Source organism: Clostridium sp. YIM B02506, assembly GCF_022324845.1.
In the GTDB taxonomy this organism is placed as follows: domain Bacteria; phylum Bacillota; class Clostridia; order Clostridiales; family Clostridiaceae; genus Clostridium_T; species Clostridium_T intestinale.
In genome coordinates, this window is record NZ_JAKGTG010000013.1 from 1 (window position 1) to 21,307 (window position 21,307).

At 29.8% G+C, this 21,307-nt stretch carries 22 protein-coding genes; 19 read left to right on the forward strand and 3 right to left on the reverse strand.

What is annotated here, in order from left to right; all coding sequences use genetic code 11:
- Positions 1–262 precede the first annotated feature (262 nt).
- The 3 genes from rsgA to L1S49_RS11245 are packed head-to-tail and all read left to right on the forward strand — an operon-like array spanning position 263 to position 2,414.
- Positions 263–1,132 (forward strand): ribosome small subunit-dependent GTPase A, encoded by an 870-nt coding sequence (gene rsgA / locus L1S49_RS11235; protein WP_238904451.1) that lies wholly within the window; start codon positions 263–265, stop codon positions 1,130–1,132.
- On the forward strand, positions 1,126–1,779 hold the full coding sequence (rpe, locus tag L1S49_RS11240; RefSeq protein WP_238904453.1) for a ribulose-phosphate 3-epimerase: 654 nt from the start codon (positions 1,126–1,128) through the stop codon (positions 1,777–1,779). The genes rsgA and rpe overlap by 7 nt, the downstream gene beginning before the upstream one ends.
- On the forward strand, positions 1,779–2,414 hold the full coding sequence (locus L1S49_RS11245; protein WP_238904455.1) for a thiamine diphosphokinase: 636 nt from the start codon (positions 1,779–1,781) through the stop codon (positions 2,412–2,414). Before rpe ends, L1S49_RS11245 begins: the two co-directional genes overlap by 1 nt.
- A 214-nt stretch (positions 2,415–2,628) precedes the next feature.
- Here L1S49_RS11245 and rpmB read toward each other — a convergent pair whose 3' ends face one another.
- Positions 2,629–2,820 carry a 50S ribosomal protein L28 gene (gene rpmB / locus L1S49_RS11250; protein WP_021802147.1) on the reverse strand — a complete coding sequence of 64 codons (192 nt, stop codon included), beginning with the start codon at positions 2,818–2,820 and terminating at the stop codon, positions 2,629–2,631.
- 192 nt (positions 2,821–3,012) lie between these two features.
- Here rpmB and L1S49_RS11255 point away from each other — a divergent pair, with 192 nt between their 5' ends.
- From L1S49_RS11255 to L1S49_RS11280, 6 genes are all read left to right on the forward strand, one after another.
- On the forward strand, positions 3,013–3,360 hold the full coding sequence (locus L1S49_RS11255; RefSeq protein WP_021802146.1) for an Asp23/Gls24 family envelope stress response protein: 348 nt from the start codon (positions 3,013–3,015) through the stop codon (positions 3,358–3,360).
- A gap of 14 nt (positions 3,361–3,374) precedes the next feature.
- The gene (locus tag L1S49_RS11260) at positions 3,375–5,009 is read left to right on the forward strand and encodes a DAK2 domain-containing protein (RefSeq protein ID WP_238904457.1); all 1,635 of its coding nucleotides are present in this window, start codon (positions 3,375–3,377) and stop codon (positions 5,007–5,009) included.
- 45 nt (positions 5,010–5,054) lie between these two features.
- Entirely contained in the window at positions 5,055–7,088 is a 2,034-nt protein-coding gene (recG, locus tag L1S49_RS11265) for an ATP-dependent DNA helicase RecG (RefSeq protein ID WP_238904459.1), read from the forward strand.
- 66 nt (positions 7,089–7,154) lie between these two features.
- A complete protein-coding gene (rsmD, locus tag L1S49_RS11270; protein ID WP_073015952.1) occupies positions 7,155–7,712 on the forward strand; it encodes a 16S rRNA (guanine(966)-N(2))-methyltransferase RsmD in 558 nt (185 codons plus the stop codon).
- 1 nt (position 7,713) lies between these two features.
- On the forward strand, positions 7,714–8,196 hold the full coding sequence (gene coaD / locus L1S49_RS11275; RefSeq protein WP_238904462.1) for a pantetheine-phosphate adenylyltransferase: 483 nt from the start codon (positions 7,714–7,716) through the stop codon (positions 8,194–8,196).
- Positions 8,197–8,208: 12 nt separating this feature from the next.
- Complete coding sequence (locus tag L1S49_RS11280) at positions 8,209–8,748, forward strand: ATPase (RefSeq protein ID WP_073015954.1); 540 nt, start codon at positions 8,209–8,211, stop codon at positions 8,746–8,748.
- On the opposite strand, the gene ylbJ is transcribed toward L1S49_RS11280, so the two are convergent.
- Both ylbJ and L1S49_RS11290 read right to left on the reverse strand, forming a co-directional pair.
- Positions 8,738–9,775 carry a sporulation integral membrane protein YlbJ gene (ylbJ, locus tag L1S49_RS11285; protein ID WP_238904464.1) on the reverse strand — a complete coding sequence of 346 codons (1,038 nt, stop codon included), beginning with the start codon at positions 9,773–9,775 and terminating at the stop codon, positions 8,738–8,740. The two genes, L1S49_RS11280 and ylbJ, sit on opposite strands and share 11 nt — an antisense overlap.
- A gap of 40 nt (positions 9,776–9,815) precedes the next feature.
- Entirely contained in the window at positions 9,816–11,048 is a 1,233-nt protein-coding gene (locus L1S49_RS11290; RefSeq protein WP_238904466.1) for a nucleotidyltransferase, read from the reverse strand.
- Between the two features lie 209 nt (positions 11,049–11,257).
- Here L1S49_RS11290 and pta point away from each other — a divergent pair, with 209 nt between their 5' ends.
- The 10 genes from pta to smc all read left to right on the forward strand — a co-directional run bounded on the left by pta (position 11,258) and on the right by smc (position 21,298).
- The gene (gene pta / locus L1S49_RS11295; protein WP_238904468.1) at positions 11,258–12,259 is read left to right on the forward strand and encodes a phosphate acetyltransferase; all 1,002 of its coding nucleotides are present in this window, start codon (positions 11,258–11,260) and stop codon (positions 12,257–12,259) included.
- Positions 12,260–12,282: 23 nt separating this feature from the next.
- A complete protein-coding gene (locus L1S49_RS11300) occupies positions 12,283–13,473 on the forward strand; it encodes an acetate kinase (RefSeq protein WP_238904470.1) in 1,191 nt (396 codons plus the stop codon).
- Between the two features lie 96 nt (positions 13,474–13,569).
- Entirely contained in the window at positions 13,570–14,076 is a 507-nt protein-coding gene (locus L1S49_RS11305; protein ID WP_238904472.1) for a DUF177 domain-containing protein, read from the forward strand.
- A 2-nt stretch (positions 14,077–14,078) separates the two neighbouring features.
- Complete coding sequence (gene rpmF, locus L1S49_RS11310; RefSeq protein ID WP_021802135.1) at positions 14,079–14,261, forward strand: 50S ribosomal protein L32; 183 nt, start codon at positions 14,079–14,081, stop codon at positions 14,259–14,261.
- A 53-nt stretch (positions 14,262–14,314) separates the two neighbouring features.
- Entirely contained in the window at positions 14,315–15,307 is a 993-nt protein-coding gene (gene plsX, locus L1S49_RS11315; protein WP_073015959.1) for a phosphate acyltransferase PlsX, read from the forward strand.
- Between the two features lie 112 nt (positions 15,308–15,419).
- Entirely contained in the window at positions 15,420–15,653 is a 234-nt protein-coding gene (gene acpP, locus L1S49_RS11320) for an acyl carrier protein (protein WP_021802133.1), read from the forward strand.
- Between the two features lie 98 nt (positions 15,654–15,751).
- On the forward strand, positions 15,752–16,441 hold the full coding sequence (rnc, locus tag L1S49_RS11325; protein WP_073015960.1) for a ribonuclease III: 690 nt from the start codon (positions 15,752–15,754) through the stop codon (positions 16,439–16,441).
- Positions 16,434–17,465 carry a radical SAM protein gene (locus L1S49_RS11330; RefSeq protein ID WP_238904474.1) on the forward strand — a complete coding sequence of 344 codons (1,032 nt, stop codon included), beginning with the start codon at positions 16,434–16,436 and terminating at the stop codon, positions 17,463–17,465. Before rnc ends, L1S49_RS11330 begins: the two co-directional genes overlap by 8 nt.
- 166 nt (positions 17,466–17,631) lie before the next feature.
- Positions 17,632–17,727, forward strand: coding sequence for a DUF4044 domain-containing protein (locus L1S49_RS11335; RefSeq protein ID WP_197283172.1), 96 nt, complete (start codon positions 17,632–17,634; stop codon positions 17,725–17,727).
- Between the two features lie 10 nt (positions 17,728–17,737).
- Entirely contained in the window at positions 17,738–21,298 is a 3,561-nt protein-coding gene (gene smc, locus L1S49_RS11340; protein WP_238904477.1) for a chromosome segregation protein SMC, read from the forward strand.
- The last annotated feature ends 9 nt before the right edge of the window (positions 21,299–21,307 follow it).

The following is a 21,307-nucleotide window of genomic DNA, read 5'->3' on the forward strand; positions in this document are numbered from 1 at the left end:
TTCAAGAAAAGAAGAATTCAAGAAAAGAAGAATTCAAGAAAAGAAGAATTCAAGAAAAGAAGAATTCAAGAAAAGAAGAATTCAAGAAAAGAAGAATTCAAGAAAAGAAGAAAAAAGGAATCTAATGGAGTTTGAGAAGAAACTCCTACAGGTCAGAAGTGTAAGAATTTAAGAAAAGTTTTCAAATAAATGAGTAATTTATTTGCATTTTATACCTAAAAGTGTTTATTATAAGTATGTAAATAAAAATTTTGGAGGATATATGAAGGGAATTATTATTAAAGGTATTGGCGGTTTTTATTATATAAAAACTAATGAAGGGACATTTGAGTGTAAGGCTAGAGGTATATTCCGTCATAAGGAACAAAAGCCTATGGTAGGGGATTGGGTAGAAATTGAGGTTAATAACGAAGAAGGGGTAATCGAAAAGATTTATGATAGAACTTCTGAGTTAACTAGACCAACAGTTGCAAATGTTACTCAAGCTTTTGTGGTTTTTGCTATAAAGAATCCAGATTTAAATTTTGATTTACTTAACAAGTTTTTATTGTTATGTGAGTATAATTCAATAAAAGCTGTGGTTTGTTTAAATAAAGGTGATTTAATATCTGCAGAAGAGAAAGAAGTTTTAAAAGATAAAATTAATAATATTGGTTATGAAGTTATATTTATTAAGGCTAAGTTTAAAGAAGGAATAGATGAATTAAAAGAAAAATTAAATGACAATGTTACTGTTCTTTGTGGTCCTTCTGGAGCAGGAAAATCAACTTTAATAAATGTTTTAGGTAGAAGAAAGCTAATGGAAACTGGTGAGGTTAGCGAAAAGATAGGTAGAGGAAAACATACTACAAGACATAGTGAGCTTTTAGAGGCAGCAGAAGGTTTTATTGTTGATACACCGGGATTTTCAACCTTAGATATATCTTTTATAGAAAGAGATCAGTTAAAATATTATTTTCCTGAGTTTAATGAATATAACGATGGATGTAAGTTTACAGGATGTGTTCATCATAAGGAACCAGGATGTCTTGTTAAAGGAGCCCTTGAGGAAGGTCATATTAATAAATCAAGATATGATTTTTATATAAAAACTTTAGAAGAAGTAACAAACGGGAGGAAAAATAAATGGTAAAAATAGCACCATCAATATTATCAGCAGATTTCGCAAAACTTGGAGAGGATATAGTAGCTATAGATAAAGCTGGAGCAGATTTTATACATATAGATGTAATGGATGGAAACTATGTTCCTAACATAAGCATTGGATTACCTGTAATAAAATCAATAAGAAAATATACAGAAAAAACTTTTGATGTACATTTAATGATTGAGGAACCAGGTAGATTTATAGATGATTTTATAGCTGTAGGAGCAGATTTAATTACAGTACATTATGAAGCAGATAGACATGTAGATAGAACTATTCAATATATAAAAAGTAAGGGAATAAAAGCAGGGATTGTTTTAAATCCAGGCACTCCAGTAAGCATGATAAAGGATCTTATTCCAGCTTTAGATATGGTACTTATAATGTCAGTAAATCCAGGCTTTGGAGGACAAAAATTTATAGAGTATTCTTTAAATAAAATTGCTGAAGTTAAAGAATTAAGTGAAAAGTACAACAAAGACCTACTTATACAGGTTGATGGAGGAATTGACGTCTCTAATATAAAAAAGGTAGTAGATGCAGGGGCAAATGTTATAGTTGCAGGTTCAGCTGTATTTAAGGATGGAAAAGTTGAAGAAAATATAGCAGCACTTAGAAAGAGTTTAGAGTAATGAAAATTTTAATTGTCTCTGGAGGTAAAGCACCTTCTAGGGAACTTTTGATGGAACAAGTTGTAACCTCATCTTTAATTCTAGGCGCAGATAGAGGCTGCCAAGTTTTAATAGAAAATGGAATCTTTCCAAACTATATTATGGGAGATTTTGATTCTATAGATAAGGAAGTTTATAAAAAATTAAGAGACTTAAAGATTGAGATGTTTGAATTTAATCCTGAGAAGGATTTTACAGATAGTGAACTTGCTTTTGAAAAAGCTATTGAACTTGGAGCAACAGAAATTGTGCTTTTAGGATTCACAGGAACTAGATTAGATCATGTTTTAGCTAATTTAGGACTTTTAGATAAAGCTTTAGCTTTGGGGATTAAATGTGAAATCCTAGATGATAATAATAGAATATTTCTAGTAGATAAGAATACCATATTAAAAGGAAAAAAAGGACAAACCATTTCTTTTAATTTCTATAATACTGTGGTAGAAAAATTTAATATTAGAGGAGCGAAATATCCTTTAGTTGATTATAGATTTGATGGATTTACTGGAAGAACTGTATCTAACGAGTTTATAGATGGGGATATATCCATAACATTTAAAAGTGGAAAAGTTTTAGTTTTTTATACAAATGATTAGTAACCAATTTACCTAAACTTTCATATAATAAAACAGGAAGCTATTATATATGGGAGGAAAAATGAAAATAGTTGCAATAAAATTACCTAAGTTTGTATCAAAAATAATAAGAATTTTCTATAGAAAGAAATAATAAACTACATAAGACCCTTAGGGGTCTTTTCTTTTTTTATTTAGAGAAAAAGAAAAAAGCGTCTTTAGACGCTTTGTAAGGCTATATAGCTCTTTGAACTTTTCCTGATCTTAGGCATCTAGTGCATACATGAACAGTTTTAGGAGTTCCGTTAACTATAGCTTTAACTTTCTTTATGTTTGGAGCCCATGTTCTCTTAGAAGCTCTATGAGAATGGCTATATTGCGCTCCAGCAATTACACCTTTATTGCAAACTTCACATTTTCTTGACATACGAAAGCACCTCCTTGCTTTATGAAGATAGGCTTTAAATAAGACCTTATTATTCTAACATATTATGTATAAATTATGCAAGTAAAATATATAATTAAATGAAGAGATAAAAGCTAGAAAATGAAAATCTTGAATATTGCTATCAATTAATATAGAATAGATTATATGGATAAAGATTTAGGAGGAATTACCATGTTAGGATTAATCAATAATAATGGGAATGTGACTTACTCTGAAGAAGTAATCTCAAAGATAGTAGGTCTTTCAACTATGGAATGTTATGGTGTAGTAGGAATGGTTTCTAAGAATGCTACAGAAGGACTATGGGAATTAATAAGAATAGAGAATTTAAGCAAGGGTGTTAAAATAGCTTTTAAAGAAGAAAAACTTAACATAGAAGTTTTTGTTATGATAGAATATGGAACTAATATATCTACTATATCAAATAACATAATCCAAAAAATTAAATATAATGTTGAAAACTATACAGGATTAAAGGTTTCTTCTATTACTGTTAACGTTCAAGCAGTTAGAGTCTAGGAGGTAAAGTTACAATGAAGTACACTAAGATTAATGGGCAGCAATTTTACAATATGGTTGTAAATGCAAGTAATAAACTAGAAGAGCAAAGTGAATATGTAAATTCACTTAATGTATTCCCAGTTCCAGATGGAGACACAGGAACTAATATGTCAATGACTTTTAAAGCTGCCGTAAAGGAAATAGAAAATATAAATTCAACAAATATAGGTGAAGTATCAAAAAAGTTAGCTAAAGGAGCTCTTATGGGAGCTAGAGGTAACTCAGGAGTAATTCTTTCACAAATCCTTAGAGGTATATCTAGAGGATTAGAAGGAAAGGAAGAAGTAACTTCAAAAGAAATTTCATTAGCTATTCAAGAAGGTGCTAAATCAGCTTATAAGGCTGTAATGAAGCCAACAGAGGGAACTATATTAACTATTATAAGAACAGCTGGAGAAGCTGCAGTTTCTAATACTAATGTAGATATAACTGCACTTATGAAAGATGTATGTAAAGAATCAGAAGATATGTTAAATAAAACTCCTGATATGTTACCAGCTTTAAAACAAGCAAAAGTTGTTGACTCAGGTGGTATGGGGTTATTAATAATCCTAAAGGGAATGTATCAAGCTATTGATGAAAACATAGAAGCTAAAATAGGAAATGTAACTAAAGTTCAAGCTGGAGAAGTTAAAAGAGCACAAGAACTAGTAGATCAAGATATTAAGTTTGGATATTGTACTGAATTTATAGTATTAGGTGATGGCTCTAAAGCAAAACAATTACAAGAAAAGATAACTTCTTTAGGTGATTCAATGATAGTTGTTGGAGATGAAGATGTTATAAAGGTTCATATACACTCAAACGATCCAGGAGCTGTTTTATCACATGCGGTTCAATTTGGAGAATTATCTAAGATTAAAATAGATAATATGAGAGAAGAACATAGAGCTTTATTAACAGAAGGATATCAGCCTACAGAAATAGCTGTTGAGGAAGAAGCTGAAAAGAAAAAATATGGCTTTATTTCAGTAGCTATGGGAAGCGGAATTAGTGATATTTTTAAAGATTTAGGTGTTGATTATATTATTGAGGGTGGTCAAACAATGAATCCATCTACTCAAGATATGATTGAAGCTATAGAAAAGATAAATGCTGATCATATATTCATATTGCCAAACAATAAGAATATACAAATGGCAGCTACACAAGCAGCTGAAATATCAGAAAAAGATGTAAGGGTTATCCCAACTAAAACTATACCTCAAGGTATTACTGCTATAACAATGTTTAATCCAGATGGAGAGGTTGAATCAAATGTAGATTCTATGAATGATTCACTTAGCGCAGTTAAGTCTGCATCTGTAACTTACGCTGTAAGAGATACAGAGATGGATGGAATAGAAATTAAAGAAGGTAATATATTAGGATTAGTTGAAGGTAAAATCAATGAAGTTGGAGATGAGGTAACTTCTGTAACTAAGAATGTTATAGATAACATCGTTGATGAAGATTCAGAACTTATAACTGTTTTTTATGGTGAAGATGTTAAGGACGAGGATGCAGAGAAATTTGCAGCTGAGTTAGAAGCTAAATATGAAGATTTAGATGTTCAATGTTATAAAGGAAGTCAGCCTTTATACTATTATATAATTTCTGTTGAGTAAAAAAGCGACTTTAGTCGCTTTTTTCTTTGTAAAGTGGAGGTAAAAATGAATTTATATAGTGAAATCTCTTCTTTAAAGGGTGTTGGGCCTAAATTAAAGGAAAAACTGAATAAATGTGGTGTCTATACACTTCTAGATTTGCTTTTATATTTTCCTAGAGATTATGAATTCATAAATGGTAATAGTAAATATGAAGAGATTGATGAAAAAGAAAAACAACTTTTAACATGTAAGGTTGTAGCTTTTAAAAGTGATTATATGTCTAAAAGCAGAAAAAGAATGACAACTATAGAGTTTAGTTATAATGATATAAAAATTACTGGAATATGGTTTAATCAACCCTATATAAAAAAGAATTTTATACTTGGAAACTCATATAATCTTATGGGGAGATATAAAAAGGTAAATGGGGGCCTTGAGACAATAAATCCTATAATAACTCCTGTAGAAGCTCTAAAGGCTGAAATAATACCTGTATATCCCTTAAAAGGTGATCTTAATAATAAAGTTATAATAAAACTTATAAGTGAAATATTTAAATCTATTGATATTAAGGAAAACCTACCTTTAGAGATTATTTCAAAATATAAGCTAGAATCCTTAGATTTTAGTATTAGAAATATACATTTTCCTAATGATAAAGAGGATTTAAGAAAATCAATAATAAGGCTTAAGTTTCAAGAGCTTTTCACTTATTCCTTAAAGCTTATGATGCTTAAATATCATCTAAAAAAATCTTCTAAAGGAATTGAGTTTAAAATGTCAGAGGAACTGGCTCATTTAAAGGAGTCTTTACCATATAGCTTAACTAATGCACAAAGTAAGGTTATAAGAGAAGTATTATTAGATCAGAAAAAGCCTTCTCCTATGAATAGATTAATTCAAGGAGATGTAGGTAGTGGAAAAACCATAGTATCTTTAATTGCCATGTTTAATGTTTATAGAAACGGATATCAGGTGGTGTTAATGGCACCAACAGAAATACTTGCAAAACAGCATTATGTTGAAGCAACTAAGCTTTTTAAAGATTTTGATGTTGAAATAGAGCTGTTAACAGGAAGCACACCAAATAAAGAGAAGCTTAGAATAAAGGAAAAAATAAAAGAAGATAAACCTATTATGGTTATAGGAACTCATGCCTTAATACAAGATGATGTTGAGTTTAGTAATCTTGGGTTTATAGTTACAGATGAACAGCACAGGTTTGGTGTAGAGCAAAGAAGTAGGCTTATAAATAAGGGACAGGAAGTTGATTGTTTAGTTATGAGTGCAACTCCTATACCAAGAACTATTGCATTATATCTATATTCAGATTTAGAGATTTCTATAATAGATGAGCTTCCTCCAGGAAGAAAAGCTATAGAAACTAAATTTTTCTCTGATAATAATAGAATGCTTGCCTATAATAGAGTTAGAGAAGAAATATTAAAGGGGCGTCAGTGTTATGTTGTATGTCCTCTTATAGATGAAAATGATGAAATTAAGTTAAATTCTGTTGAAAAGGTATATAATGAACTGGCAAGTGACATATTTAAGGATATTAAAGTCCAAATGCTTCATGGAAAGATGACTTCAAAAGAAAAAGAGGATATAATTCAAGATTTTAAAAATAATGAAACCAAGATAATTGTATCTACAACAGTAATTGAAGTTGGAGTAAATGTACCTAATGCTTCTATAATGATAATAGAAAACTCAGAAAGATTTGGATTAGCACAGCTTCATCAGCTTAGGGGAAGAGTAGGAAGAGGAGAATATCAATCCTATTGTTTTCTTATAGGAAAAGCCAATAATCCTGTTACTAAAAAAAGAATGGAAATAATGGTTAAAAGTAATGATGGGTTTTATATATCTGAGCAGGACCTTAAAATAAGAGGAACTGGAGAGATGTTTGGAGTAAGGCAAAGTGGTGAAGATGGTTTAGTTCTTGCCAATATAGTTGAGGATATGGATATTCTTAAATATGCTAATATGGAAGCAAAAAAAGCAGTTCTTTCTACAGAACCTGAATATACAAATTTATGTAACGAAATTCTTAAAAATTTGAAAAGAAGTTCTAAATACATTTGTTTTAATTAAATTAAATTGTAGATTATAAAGCTATATGATAAAATGTTAAGGAAGTAATTAGGAGGAGGTTATTATATGAGAATTATAGCAGGAAAAAGAAGAGGACATAAATTACTTTCTCCCGCAACAGATGAAACTAGACCGACTTTAGACAGAATTAAGGAAGCTATGTTTAATATGATACAAGGATACATAATTGATGCAACTGTAGTTGATGTATTTGCAGGAACTGGATCCTTAGGATTAGAGTCGGCAAGTAGAGGTGCTAAAGAGGTATTTTTAGTAGATAAAAGCCCTGTAACATTTCCTATATTAAAAAAGAATATAGAGAATTTAAGGTTTGAAGATTTTTGTCATGCTTTAAATACTGATGCTTATTCTGCATTAAATCACTTAGCGGATAAAAAGAAAGTTTTTGATATTATATTTATAGATCCACCTTATTTAAAGGATATGATTCCAAAAGCACTAGAGATAGTTAAAGAAAGAAATATGCTAGACGATAATGGTATTGTAGTCACTAAAATAGATACCAGTGAGGAAATCTGTCAAGGTTATAAAGATATAAAACTAATAAATGAAAGAAAGTATGGAAATACAACAGTATGTTTCTATAAGTTTGTGGAGGAGTAACATGAGAATAGGGGTCTACCCAGGCAGCTTCGACCCTATAACCAAAGGACATTTAGACATTATAGAAAGAGGCGCTAAAGTTTTTGATAAATTAATAGTTGGAGTTTTGGTTAATGTTGAAAAAAAGGGACTTTTTGATTATTCCGAAAGAGTAGAGTTAATTAAGAGAGTAACTAAACATATACCTAATGTTGAAGTGAAATGTTTTGAAGGTTTATTAATAGATTTTATGAAACATGAAAATGCACGTGTTATTTTAAAAGGATTAAGAGCAGTTGCTGATTTTGAGTATGAGTTTCAGATGGCTCTTATGAATAATAAACTAGATCCAGAAGTAGAAACTGTATTTATGATGACTTCGGGTAAGTATTCATATTTAAGTTCTACAGCTGTAAAACAAGTAGCTAAATTTGGTGGGTGTATTGAAGGATTAGTTCCAGATGAAATAATAAAGGATATCTTATTAAAAATTAAAAGGGAGTAGGAGAGTGTAAAGATGGAGAAGATGGATGTTAATATTGTTGAATTATTAGAATATCTTCAAGATATGGTGGAAAATTCTGCAAAAGTGCCTATCACAGGTAAAGTAGTTTTGGATAAAAAAGAAGTTTTAGATGTTATAGAGCAAATAGTTCACTATCTTCCAGATCAGTTTAAGAAAGCACAATGGGTTGTTAATGAGAGGGAAAGAATATTAGAAGAAGCTGGTAAAGAGCTTGAAGAGGCTAGAAAAGAAACCTCTGAACTTATGAGAAAAAATGTAGAAAATCATGATTATGTAAGAGAAGCAAAAGTTAAAGCTCAAGAGATTATCGCTCAAGCGCAAAGAGAAGCTAAGTCTATAAGACTTGGTGCAAGAGATTATGCAGATGAGCTTTTATGCGACGTAGATAGGCAATTAGAAACAAGAAAAGAAGCCTTAATGAATGCTTTAAAAACATCCGTAGAAGGCTTTGCTGTGTCTCTTGATACTTCTTTAGATGGTATAGGAACTACTATAAAGGAAAATATAAAAGAACTTAGAACTATGAAATAATAAAGATTATATAAGTGATAAACAAGGATATTACTCCTTGAAGTAATTTATACATACAAAATCTTGTCATAGAAACTTTATATTTTGAAGAAAAAGAGCTTACTTGTGCCATAACAGATAAACCACTAAAAGAACATATAAAACTTATTAATGATACCTTTGATATTGTTGATAAGGTACTATTAGCTATGATACTGGAACCATTAGTAATTTCAATCATTCCTAAAAGTAGCCCTTTTATGAGGTCGGAAGAAATATTAAAAAGGGAACTTATATTTTTTATGCTTTCATTAAAAAATGTAGAATTATTGAAAATAGATATTATTACTGAAAATATCATGATATAACCAGCTACGTTAATAGAAGTTAATACAGCATTTTCAATTGAATCTTTTAAGTTAGTCCCAAAGTTTTTAATAACTTTATTTTGAGGGACTAGCTTTTTTTCTTTTAGAGTTTTTTTGCTATCAGAAGTTATTAATGCCATTAAAAACATTGATAAATATCCACTTATTAAAAGGATATAACCAAGGTTTTTATCTCCAAGCATTACATTGCCAACGGAACCTATTAAAAATAATGGACCAGTGTTAGAAGCTATAGAAATCAGTTTAGTATACTCGTCGTAATCATAATAGTTTTGTTCGTAGGCATCTGTTGAATACTTTGCCCCTAAGGGGTTCCCACAAATTATACTCGCTATTAATGGAAAGCTAGCATTTTTGCTAAGTTTTAATGGCGAACATAATAAAGGACCTAAAAGCTTGCTATAGATGTCAATACCACCATAAGCTATAAGGAGGTTACATAAAACCATAAAAGGCAATATGGTAGGGAGAACTGCCTGTACAAATAGTTTAGCTCCAGATAATGATGCATCAATACAAGATTTAGGATTTAAAAGAAAATATAATATTAATATTGAAATCAAAATAGTTGGAAATAAGGTTATTTTTCCTTTTATCTGTATTACTAAAGAAATACAAAGAAGGATAATTATAAAAAATAAAATATAAACACTATACATAAGATTACCTCCTGCTATATAGTATTTATATTAAGTAAAGTCAATAATTATCCATAATTATTATAGGTGATTTTTTATAGTCATCATTAAAATTAATAGATTTACATATAAGGCTATAGGCATTGGTCGCATTAATATCCATAGAAAGCATAGTATTTGGGTATTTAGGTACTTTATTAATTATTTCTAAGTCAGAGTGTTTTTTTATCTCTTTAAGGATTTCTGCACCTCTTTTATTAAGACCAAGTACTCTAGCGTAATCAGGTCTTGATGTTCTTAGAGACTCTATAGGGTATTCTTCAAAACCTAAAAAAAAATGAGAAAGTATTCTACTGATTCTAGTGTAAGTATATCTTTTGCTTTTTACATTCATAATAAGACCGTCTAAAGTTTTAGCTTGTATAAATTCCTTTAAAATCTTATTATCTAAACCTTCTTTAACATCGGGGATATCTTTTAATCTATTAGAAGATGTTGTTAATTTGTATTTTAGGAAAGAAAACATTTTTTCTTTATCTACAAAATCATAATTTTCTTTAAATAAATTATGAAGCATCTTATAAGTTTCAGAAGGTAAATGATTATATAAATCTTCTATATTTCCATGAGCTTTAAGAAACTCTCTTATGGAAGTTGCTGAGGAAATATTATTATCTAGGGTTTTGGAGTTATAGCTACCTCCATTACGTTTAAAAGTAAGAGGAGTTATACTGCTGTTAAGGCGATTTAGAGCTTTAATATATTCAATTCCTAAGATATTATTAGAGGAGTTAAGTATTTTATTTAATTCATCTAAATTAATGCTACCATTAGATTTAGATAAAATTTCTAATACAGTTTTACTTCTTGAAGTTGTAAGAGATTCACCTTTTTTAAGTTTTTCTTTTAGCAGGCTTTTAAACTCTAGAGACTCATCGGTAAGTAGTGAAGAAATATCTTTTAATATAGAAACATCACCACTTTCACTTCCAAAACATATTGAGTTTACAACTCCTAAAGAATCTAATAATGAAACTGATCCAAAGGCAAAAAATTCTGCAGAAGATAAAGCAAATACAGTAGGAAGTTCTATAACTAAATCTACTCCATTTCTTAAAGCTATTTCCGCTCTAGTCCACTTATCTATGAAGGCTGGTTCACCTCTTTGCATAAAATTACCACTCATAACACAAATAACCCCATCACAATGAGATAAACTTCTAGTTGTATCCAAATGGAGCTTGTGCCCTAAATGAAAAGGATTGTATTCTGTTATTATACCTGCAATGTTCATTTATCCACCTCTCTCAAAATGTATTATACCTTAAATAATGGCTAAAATACAAAAGAGAAGTAAATTGTTTGAAAATTGATACTTTTGACAATAGTTAAACTATATGGTTTATAGGGGTTTTTTGATGTTTATATGTTGAAATGTGTTGCCAATTAGGAGTATATTAGTAAGTGTGTAGTACAGTGTGGCTATTGAAAGGAGAAATGAACATGGAACTTATGGAAAAAATATGGGGATTAGCACAGGCAGATAGAAAGAGAATTGTGCTTCCAGAAGGAGACGAGGATAGAACAGTAGTTGCAGCTCAAAGAATACATGAGCTAGGACTTGCTGATGTTGTTCTTGTAGGCAACCTTGATAAAATAAATAAGAAAGCCGAAAGTTTAGGAGTTAATTTGGAGGGTGTTGAAATACAAGATCCAGATACTTCATCTAAACTAAATGAATATATTACTGCTTTCTACGAGATTAGAAAAAGTAAAGGTATGACAATGGAGAAAGCTGATAAGATAGTTAGAGATCCATTATACTTTGGAACTATGATGGTAAAATTAAATGATGCAGATGGAATGGTTTCAGGAGCAGTACACACAACTGGAGATTTATTAAGACCAGGTCTTCAGATAATAAAAACTGCACCTGGAGTTTCAGTAGTATCAAGTTTCTTTATCATGATGGTACCAGGTTCACAATACGGCGAAGAAGGAATGTTATTATTCTCAGACTGTGCAGTTAACCCAAACCCAAATGCGGATCAATTAGCAGCTATAGCTATAGCTACAGCTGATACAGCAAAAAATCTTTGCAAAATAGATCCAAGAGTTGCTATGCTATCATTTTCAACAATGGGATCAGCAGATCATGAAGTTGTAGATAAGGTAAGAAATGCAACTGCAAAAGCAAAAGAGTTAAGACCAGATTTATTAATTGATGGAGAAATGCAATTAGATGCAGCTATAGTTCAAAAAGTTGCAGAGCAAAAAGCACCTAACAGTCCAGTATCAGGTAGAGCTAATGTATTAATATTCCCAGATTTACAAGCAGGAAATATAGGATATAAATTAGTTCAAAGATTTGCTAATGCTGAAGCTATAGGACCTATTTGTCAAGGTTTTGCAAAACCTATAAATGACTTATCTAGAGGATGTAGCTCAGAAGATATAGTAAATGTTGTTGCCTTAACGGCTGTTCAAGCTCAAAGTACAAAATAATAGTGAAATAAAGGAGAAATGAAATGAACATATTAGTTATAAACTGTGGAAGTTCCTCATTAAAATATCAACTTATAGACATGAAAACAGAAGAAGCTTTAGCTACAGGTCTAGTTGAGAGAATAGGGATAGAAGGATCTATATTAACTCAAAAGGCTAACGGAGAAAAATATATAGTTGAAGAAGCTATGAAAGATCATCAAGATGCAATAAAACTTGTGCTTGCTGCATTAGTTGATAAAGATCATGGTGTAATTAAATCTATGGATGAAATAGAAGCTGTAGGACATAGAGTTGTTCATGGTGGAGAAAAATATGCTGCATCTGTAGTTATAGATGCAGATGTAATGAAACAATTAGAAGAATGTGCAAAATTAGCACCACTTCATAACCCACCAAACATAATAGGAATAAATGCATGTAAGGCTTTAATGCCAAACACACCAATGGTTGGAGTATTTGATACTGCATTCCACCAAACTATGCCAGAAAAAGCATATCTTTATGCACTTCCATATGAATTATATAAAGATCATCATATAAGAAAATACGGCTTCCATGGAACATCACATAAGTATGTATCAATGAAGGCTGCTGAAGCTATGGGAAAAGATATAAAAGAATTAAAAATTGTAAACTGTCACTTAGGAAATGGAGCTTCTGTTTCTGCAGTTAAAAATGGTGAATCTGTAGATACAAGTATGGGATTTACTCCTCTTCAAGGATTAGTTATGGGAACAAGAACTGGGGATATGGATCCAGCTGTAGTTACTTACTTAATAAAAGAATTAGGATATTCAGCTAGCGAAGTTGATGATATACTAAACAAAAAATCAGGAGTTTTAGGAGTATCAGGAGTTAGTTCTGACTTTAGAGATGTAGAAGATGCTGCATGGAATAAAAAAGAACATAGATCTAACATTGCTTTAGATATGTTTGTTTATAGAGTTAAACAATATATAGGTTCATATGCTGCTATTATGGGTGGTGTAGATGCTATAGTATTTACAGCAGGAGTTGGAGAAAACTCAGTTGAAATGAGAGAAAGTATACTAGAAGGATTTGAATTCCTTGGAGTAGATTTTGATAAAGAAAAAAATAAGGTTAGAGGAAAACTTGCAGAGATAACAAAAGAAGGATCTAAGGTTAAAGCTTTTGTTATCCCAACTAATGAAGAGCTTATGATAGCTAAAGATACATTAGCTTTAGTATAAAATATTTACCTTAAGCTACTTGACTTTTATTAGTTGCCTCTATATAATAAATTGTGGTTATGTTGAAATATATTACTAAGGAGTGTGGGTGAAGTTATGATAATTAAACTTTCAGAAATCTTTAGTAAGAGAGAAAAGAAAAAACAAATTAACTGTGAAATTCATCAAGAACCTTTTGAATTTGAGGGTGGTTTAATAACTCCATTAAAAGATATAAGTATTCATGGTGAAATGAAGGCATTTGAGGATATTTTAGAACTTAACCTAAAGGTTAATACTGTTTTAGAAGATTCTTGTTCAAGGTGTTTAGAAAACTTTTCATTTGATGTAGATACTACTTTAAATGAAAAGTTTACAAATAAATCTACTATAGAGACTGAGGATATTATCCTTGTAGAAGGTGATGTCATAGATATCGCTGAAGTGGTTATAAATAGTATTATATCAACCTTGCCTATTAAGAGACTTTGCAGTGAGAGTTGTAAAGGTCTTTGTCACAGTTGTGGAATTAACTTAAATCATCATAAATGTAATTGCGAGAATTTGGAAGTTGATTCTAGACTAGAAGTCTTAAAAAGCTTTTTCACTGATAAGGAGGTGTAATAATGGGAAATCCAGCTAGAAAAACTTATAGAGCTAAAAGAGATTCAAGAAGAGCGCAAACTTTCCAAGTAAGTGCTCCTGGAATAGTTGAATGTCCACAATGTCATGAAATGAAACTTGCTCACAGAGTATGTAAAAAATGCGGATATTACAAAGGAAAAGAAGTTGTTGCTTCTGAAAACTAAAGAAAGTCATATGACTTTCTTTTCTTTATATACAAATAAAAGAGGTGTAATTTATGAAATTTGTTGTTGATGGTATGGGCGGAGACAATGCTCCTAAAGCAGTTGTTGAAGGTGTAGTTGAGGCTTTAAACGAATTTAAAGACATAGAACAAATATACATAACTGGACCAGAAGAAAAAATAAAAGAAGTATTATCTAATTATACCTATGATGAGAAGAGACTTAAAATTGTTGATTGTACTGAAGTCATAACACCAGATGAACATCCGGTTATGGCTCTTAGAAAGAAAAAAAATTCTAGTTTAGTAAAAGCTCTTAACTTGGTTAAAAGTGGAGAGTGTGATGGAATTATTTCTGCAGGAAGTACAGGAGCCTTTTTAGCAGGTTGTACATTGATTGTAGGAAGAATAAAAGGGATAGAGAGACCTGTACTTGCACCTATTATGCCAGGCAAAAATGGACGTTTTATGGTGGTAGATGCAGGAGCTAATGTAGACTCAAAACCTCATTATCTGCCTCAATTTGCTTTAATGGGAGAAATATACTATAAAAATGTTATGGGTGTAACTAAGCCCTCAGTAGGATTAGTAAATATAGGAACAGAAGAAGGAAAAGGAAATGAGCTTACAAAGGCTGCATATCCTCTTTTAAAAGATATGTCTATTAACTTTATAGGAAACGTTGAACCAAGAGAAGCTTCAAAAGGAGATGTAAATGTCCTAGTTTGTGATGGCTTTGTTGGAAATACATTGCTTAAAACTTATGAAGGGGTTGCATCCACTTTGTTAGGGATAATAAAGGATGAAATAAACTCATCTTTGTTAAGTAAAATAGGAGCAGTATTTTTAATACCAGTGTTTAAAACAATTAAAAAACGTTTTGATTATAAAGAAGAAGGTGGGGCACCTTTTTTAGGTGTTGATGGTGTATGTATAAAAGCTCATGGAAGTTCTGATGGCAGAGCCTTCAAAAATGCTATTAGGCAAGGGAAAATTTTCTGTGAAAATGATATTTTAAATAAGATTAAATTAGAAATTCAGAAATAATAAAGCAATTTACTTAATTATTAGCAAAAAAAATCATATTTAAAATATAGAATATTGACGTGTAAATCTATATATAATATTATCTAAATAGACAGAAGTGGAGGTGATATTTATGGTGTTTGATAAAGTTAAAGAAATTATAGCTGATAAGCTAAGTGTTAATGGAGACGATATAACAAAAGAATCATCATTTATAGAAGACTTAGGTGCAGATTCACTTGATATAGTTGAGCTAATTATGGCATTAGAAGATGAGCTTGAAATGGAAATACCAGACGAAGAAGCAGAAAAGTTTGTAACTGTTGGTGATGTAGTAGATTATATTAAATCACAAACTGAAGAATAAACAATATCCCGCTATGGCGGGATTTTAATTTTAATCTAGTTTATTCTTGAATTTGTTAATTCAGCAAATTGAAGAATAAACTTCAAGGAGAGATATTTATGAATATAAGAGACTTTGAAGTTAGAAATGGAATTGTTTTTGAAAACAAGAGGCTTATAGACACAGCATTTACCCATTCTTCTTACGCTCACCAGTATAAGAATTTTGAGCACAACGAAAGACTGGAGTTTTTAGGAGATGCCGTTTTACAGCTAACTATTACTGAATATTTGTATAAAAAGTTCAAAGACAAAAGTGAAGGTGAGTTAACGAAAATCAGAAGTTTAATTGTATGCGAAAATTCTTTATTTCAAGTAGCACAAAGTTTAGGTCTTTCAAACTTTATTAAGATGAGTAAAGGGGAAGAGATGACTGGCGGAAGAGAAAGAACAGCATTGCAAGCAGACTGTGTAGAGGCGGTAATAGCTGCTATATATCTGGATAAGGGAATTGAATTTGCTAAAGAATTCATCCTTAATAATTTTAACGATATAATAGAAAAGGCTATTAAAAATGAAATTGTTTTAGATTTTAAAACAAAGTTACAAGAACTTCTTCAAAAACAGGGGGAAATTGATATAAGTTATGATCTTATAAAATTTGAAGGTCCCCCTCACAGGAGAAAATTCTTTACTAAGGTTCTTATTAATAGTGAAGACATGGGGTATGGAGAAGGTTATTCAAAAAAAGAGGCTGAGCAAAATGCAGCTAGACATGCTTTAAGTGTTTTGGGGGATGACCATGAGTAAAAAACATTATATAATCCCACTATTTGTTCCTCACGAAGGTTGTCCTCATGATTGTGTGTTTTGTAATCAGTCAAAGATAACAGGTAAGGAAGAACAAGTTACTAGAGAAACGGCAGTTTCTATAATAGAGGAATACCTAACAACTATAGATTATAAAAACTCAACAGTTGAAGTATCTTTTTTTGGAGGAACTTTTACAGCTATAAAAGAGGAGAAGCAAAAAGAACTTCTTAGTGTAGCTAAGGATTATAAGGATAAAGGTTACATAAAATATATTAGATTAAGCACAAGACCTGATTATATAAGCCCATACATATTAGATTACTTAAAAGAATATGGAGTAGACATTATTGAACTAGGAGTTCAATCATTAGATGAAGAGGTTTTAAAATATTCTGGAAGAGGTCATGATGTTTGTGATGTTGAAAAAGCTTCTAAATTAATAAAGGAATATGGATTTACTTTAGGGCATCAACTTATGATAGGTTTACCTCATGATACTTTTGAAAAGGATATTAAATCCGTTTTGAAATCCATAGAGATGAAACCTGATATTGCAAGAATATATCCAGCCTTAGTTATAAAAGACACTCCTATGGAGCTTATGTATAATAGAGGGATCTATAAACCATATTCTTTAGATGATGCTGTTGAAGTAATAGGAAAAGTTTATGAACATTATAAAAATAATAATGTTCAAGTTATAAGAATAGGTCTACAACCTACCGATAATATTACTGAGGGAAAAGATATGATAGCAGGTCCATTCCATCCAGCCTTTAGAGAGCTTGTAGAAAGCAAGATTATAAAAGATAAGCTAATTTCTAAAAAACATGAAATTGGAGCGGATATAACTATAGAAATAAATTCAAGAGATTTATCTAAACTTTATGCAAATAAAAAAACATATTTCAATGAAATGAAAAAAGAATTTAAAAATATAAATGTAGCTGTTAATGAAAATATAAAAAGGGGAACCCTTTTTATTAAAGCTCAGGAATTTAATGAACTTTTAGAAATTTAGAAATTTAGAAATTTACAAACGTAGAAACGTACAAATTTACAAACGTAGAAATGTACAAATTTAGAAATTTAAGCCCTATGGTTAGCCAAAGGGCTTAAATACTATTGTTTAATATTTACTTTTTTATTAGATTAATTTAAACTTATTAAAGAATGGAGTGTTTATAATGAAAAAGAAAACTAGGGAAAAAGCTCAATATATATTAGTTATTTTTATTATTATTACTTTCTTAATTGGTTTACTTCCAATGGTTTTAAGATAAGGAGTGCTATATGTTTTTAAAGTCGTTAGAAATAAGAGGATTTAAATCCTTTGCAGACAAAACAGAATTAAAATTTGATAAAGGGGTTACTGCTGTTGTTGGACCTAATGGGAGTGGTAAAAGTAATATTTCTGATGCTGTTAGATGGGTTTTGGGTGAGCAAAGTATTAAAACCTTAAGAGGCGGTAAGATGGAGGATGTTATTTTTGCAGGAACCCATTATAGAAAACCTGTGGGAGTAGCACAAGTATCTTTAACTTTAGATAATTATGATAAGGAATTACCTTTAGACTATTCAGATGTAACTATAACAAGAAGAATATATAGATCTGGAGAGAGTGAATATCTTATTAATAACTCTCAATGCAGGTTAAAGGATATAACTACTTTATTTATGGATACTGGTATAGGTAAAGAAGGGTATTCTTTAATTGGACAAGGTAAAATTGACGCAATCTTAAGTGGTAAAGCTGATGAGAGAAGATCTTTATTAGAAGAGGCAGCTGGTATTGTTAAGTTTAAATCTAGAAGAGATGAATCAGAAAAAAAATTAGCTAATACAGATGAAAACTTAATTAGAATAAATGATATAATATCTACTTATGAGGAACGTATAGAGCCTTTAGAGATAGAGTGTATAAAGGCTGAAAAGTTTATTGATTTTTCAAATTCACTAAAGGAAAAAGAAATTGACTTACTCATATATCATATAAATAACATAGAAAAAAATATAAAAGTATATGCTGAGAATATATATGATATAGAAATGAAAAATAATTCTTTAAGAGAAGAAATAAAAGATAAAAGAAGTAAATTAAATATCTATCAAAATGAAATTGAGAAGATAGATAGTCAAACAAATCAAGAAAGAATTGAGTATTTTCAAGGAAAAGAGAAAATAGGAGAACTTAATTCAGAAATTGGGATTTTAAAAGAAAGAATTACAAACATAGAAGAACTTATAGAGAATAATAATAAAGAAAAGATAAGTCTTTTAGAAAAAAGTGAAGAACTTAAAAAAAGTAAGGCTGTACTTTTAGAAGAGATAAGTAAGGAAAAAGAAAATATATCAAAAATAGAAGAAGTTATAAAGAATTTAGATAAAGAAACAAACATTTTTTTAGAAGAAATATCTAAAGAAGAAGATAAGGTAAATAGTTTAAAACAACAAGAAATTGATACCTATAAAAAAGTTGCAGAACTAGAAAAAGAAAATAATATAATAGAGAATTCTATTGAAACAATTAAGGAAAGAATAGTTAACCTTAAAACGGATAAAGAAAATTTAAGTAGCTCAATAGCTATTAATTACTCTACTCGACTAATGATAAATGAAAAAGTAGAAAAGTTTAAGGAAAAAACAGAAATTTTAGATAAAGAAATACTAGAAAATAAAAACTCTATGACAAAACTTCAAGGAAATTTAAATGCAAATGAAAAAAAGTATAGAGAAATAAACATAGAGATAAATAGAACAGATGCAACTTATAAAATGCTTAATAATTTAGAAAAGCATTTTGAAGGATATAATAAATCTGTAAAGCTTCTTATGGAGCATATGTCTAAAGGTAGTATTGGGAATTTAAGCGATAAGTGTGTAATCCTTGGTGAAATTATTTCTGTTCCTAAAAATTTAGAAACAGCCATTGAAATTGCCTTAGGAGGAACTATTTCTAATATTATTACTGAAGATGAAGTTATAGCAAAGAGATTAATTAATTATTTGAAGGATAACAAACTAGGAAGAGCCACCTTTTTACCTTTATCTATAATAAAGGGGAAAAAGGCTTCAATAAATGAAAAAATAACCAAAATTCAAGGTTATATTGGATTAGCTTCTGACTTAATTAGTTATGATAAAAAGTACGATAATGCTATTAATTATTCTTTAGGAAGAACTATAATAACAGATACTATGGATGGAGCCTTAAGGGTTGCAAAGGAAACCTCTTACTCTTATAAGATAGTTACCTTAACAGGAGAAATTGTTAATCCAGGTGGAGCATTAACAGGTGGAAACTATGGTGGGAAAAATAGTTCTATAATAAGCAGAAAAAGAGAACTTGAAGAGTTAAAGATAAGATATGCATCTTTAGAAGAGGAATCAGAAAAGCTTAAAACTGAACTGATTTCATTAAGAGAGAATCTTAAAAAACTAGATGAGGATAATTTAAATAAAAGAGATCAAATTCATTTTAATAATATAGAAATTGCAAAACTTCAAAATGAAATTAAAAACATTCAAAATGAAGAACTAAAATTGCAAAGTTCAATAGAAGATATAGAAGTTAAATATGAGGGATTAATTAAAGAGCAGTTAGAACTAAATGATAATTTTAAAGTTATAAAAGAGATTATTATTAAAACTTCTGAAAGTAAGGAAGATAATAAGATTTTAATAAAATCAATTGAAGAAAACTTAAAAGATGCAAAGGCTTCAATAACTGAAAATCGTGATAAAATAACTGATAATAGAATAAAAAAAGCTTCTTTAGAAGAATTTATATCAGGTAAACTTAGAGAATTAAATAGGTTAGAAGAAGAACAAAATTCCTGTGTAAATAGAGTAAGGGAAATAGAAACCTCTATAAAAAATGGGATAGCGACTAAAAAGATATCTAACGAAGATATAGATAAAAACACTAAAGAAATTGAGAACTTAAGGTCTTTAGTAGAAAAGTTTGAAGAAATATGGAAGCAAAGTGAAATCAAAAGAATTTCTATAAAAGAAAATATGAACAAGGTACAAACAGAAGTTGATGAATTAAATCAAATTCTTCAAAAATCAGAAAATGAATATCATAAATTAGAGATGGGTAAAGCTAAATATGATATAGAAAAAGAAAATTATTATAACAGATTAAATGAGGAATTTTCTTTAACTTATGCAGAAGCTTTTGAAAAAGCTAATGATGTTATAAACGAAGTTGACCATAAGAGAGAAATTACTACATTAAAAAGTCAAATTACAGCTCTTGGGGTTGTTAATGTTGGTGCTATTGAAGAATATAAAGAAGTTAAAGAAAAATATACTTTTATGAGTAGTCAAAAAGAAGATTTAGAAAAAGCAAAAGAAGACTTATTAGAAGTTATAAGTGACATGACCTCAAAAATGAAAGAGGTATTTATAGAGAACTTTAAGATATTAAATGGATATTTTAGTGAAACCTTTAGAGAATTATTTAAAGGTGGAAGTGCAGAACTTATACTTGGAGAAGGTGATGAATTAACTTCAAATATAGAAATTAACGTTCAGCCCCCAGGAAAAAAAGTTCAAAATATAAATCTTATGTCTGGTGGAGAGAAGGTTTTATCAGCAATTGCATTATTATTTGGTATACTTAAGATGAAACCAACTCCATTTTGTATATTAGATGAAATAGAGGCTGCTTTAGATGATGCAAATGTATATAGATATGCAGAATTTTTAAGAAAGTTCTCTGAAAACATTCAATTTATTGTAGTTACTCATAGAAAGGGTACTATGGAAGCATCAGACATAATGTACGGGGTTACTATGGAGGAAAAAGGAATATCTAAAATAGTTTCAGTAAATTTACAAGGCAGATAGGAGGATGTA

Coding starts and splice junctions, on each gene's coding strand:
- acpP (WP_021802133.1), top strand. CDS start 15,420: ATGGTGTTTGATAAAGTTAAAGAAATTATAGCTGATAAGCTAAGTGTT.
- L1S49_RS11260 (WP_238904457.1), top strand. CDS start 3,375: ATGAAGTACACTAAGATTAATGGGCAGCAATTTTACAATATGGTTGTA.
- recG (WP_238904459.1), top strand. CDS start 5,055: ATGAATTTATATAGTGAAATCTCTTCTTTAAAGGGTGTTGGGCCTAAA.
- rpe (WP_238904453.1), top strand. CDS start 1,126: ATGGTAAAAATAGCACCATCAATATTATCAGCAGATTTCGCAAAACTT.
- L1S49_RS11290 (WP_238904466.1), bottom strand. CDS start 11,048: ATGAACATTGCAGGTATAATAACAGAATACAATCCTTTTCATTTAGGG.
- L1S49_RS11255 (WP_021802146.1), top strand. CDS start 3,013: ATGTTAGGATTAATCAATAATAATGGGAATGTGACTTACTCTGAAGAA.
- L1S49_RS11305 (WP_238904472.1), top strand. CDS start 13,570: ATGATAATTAAACTTTCAGAAATCTTTAGTAAGAGAGAAAAGAAAAAA.
- L1S49_RS11280 (WP_073015954.1), top strand. CDS start 8,209: ATGGAGAAGATGGATGTTAATATTGTTGAATTATTAGAATATCTTCAA.
- pta (WP_238904468.1), top strand. CDS start 11,258: ATGGAACTTATGGAAAAAATATGGGGATTAGCACAGGCAGATAGAAAG.
- L1S49_RS11300 (WP_238904470.1), top strand. CDS start 12,283: ATGAACATATTAGTTATAAACTGTGGAAGTTCCTCATTAAAATATCAA.
- plsX (WP_073015959.1), top strand. CDS start 14,315: ATGAAATTTGTTGTTGATGGTATGGGCGGAGACAATGCTCCTAAAGCA.
- ylbJ (WP_238904464.1), bottom strand. CDS start 9,775: ATGTATAGTGTTTATATTTTATTTTTTATAATTATCCTTCTTTGTATT.
- smc (WP_238904477.1), top strand. CDS start 17,738: ATGTTTTTAAAGTCGTTAGAAATAAGAGGATTTAAATCCTTTGCAGAC.
- rpmB (WP_021802147.1), bottom strand. CDS start 2,820: ATGTCAAGAAAATGTGAAGTTTGCAATAAAGGTGTAATTGCTGGAGCG.
- rsmD (WP_073015952.1), top strand. CDS start 7,155: ATGAGAATTATAGCAGGAAAAAGAAGAGGACATAAATTACTTTCTCCC.
- rpmF (WP_021802135.1), top strand. CDS start 14,079: ATGGGAAATCCAGCTAGAAAAACTTATAGAGCTAAAAGAGATTCAAGA.
- L1S49_RS11335 (WP_197283172.1), top strand. CDS start 17,632: ATGAAAAAGAAAACTAGGGAAAAAGCTCAATATATATTAGTTATTTTT.
- coaD (WP_238904462.1), top strand. CDS start 7,714: ATGAGAATAGGGGTCTACCCAGGCAGCTTCGACCCTATAACCAAAGGA.
- rnc (WP_073015960.1), top strand. CDS start 15,752: ATGAATATAAGAGACTTTGAAGTTAGAAATGGAATTGTTTTTGAAAAC.
- L1S49_RS11330 (WP_238904474.1), top strand. CDS start 16,434: ATGAGTAAAAAACATTATATAATCCCACTATTTGTTCCTCACGAAGGT.
- rsgA (WP_238904451.1), top strand. CDS start 263: ATGAAGGGAATTATTATTAAAGGTATTGGCGGTTTTTATTATATAAAA.
- L1S49_RS11245 (WP_238904455.1), top strand. CDS start 1,779: ATGAAAATTTTAATTGTCTCTGGAGGTAAAGCACCTTCTAGGGAACTT.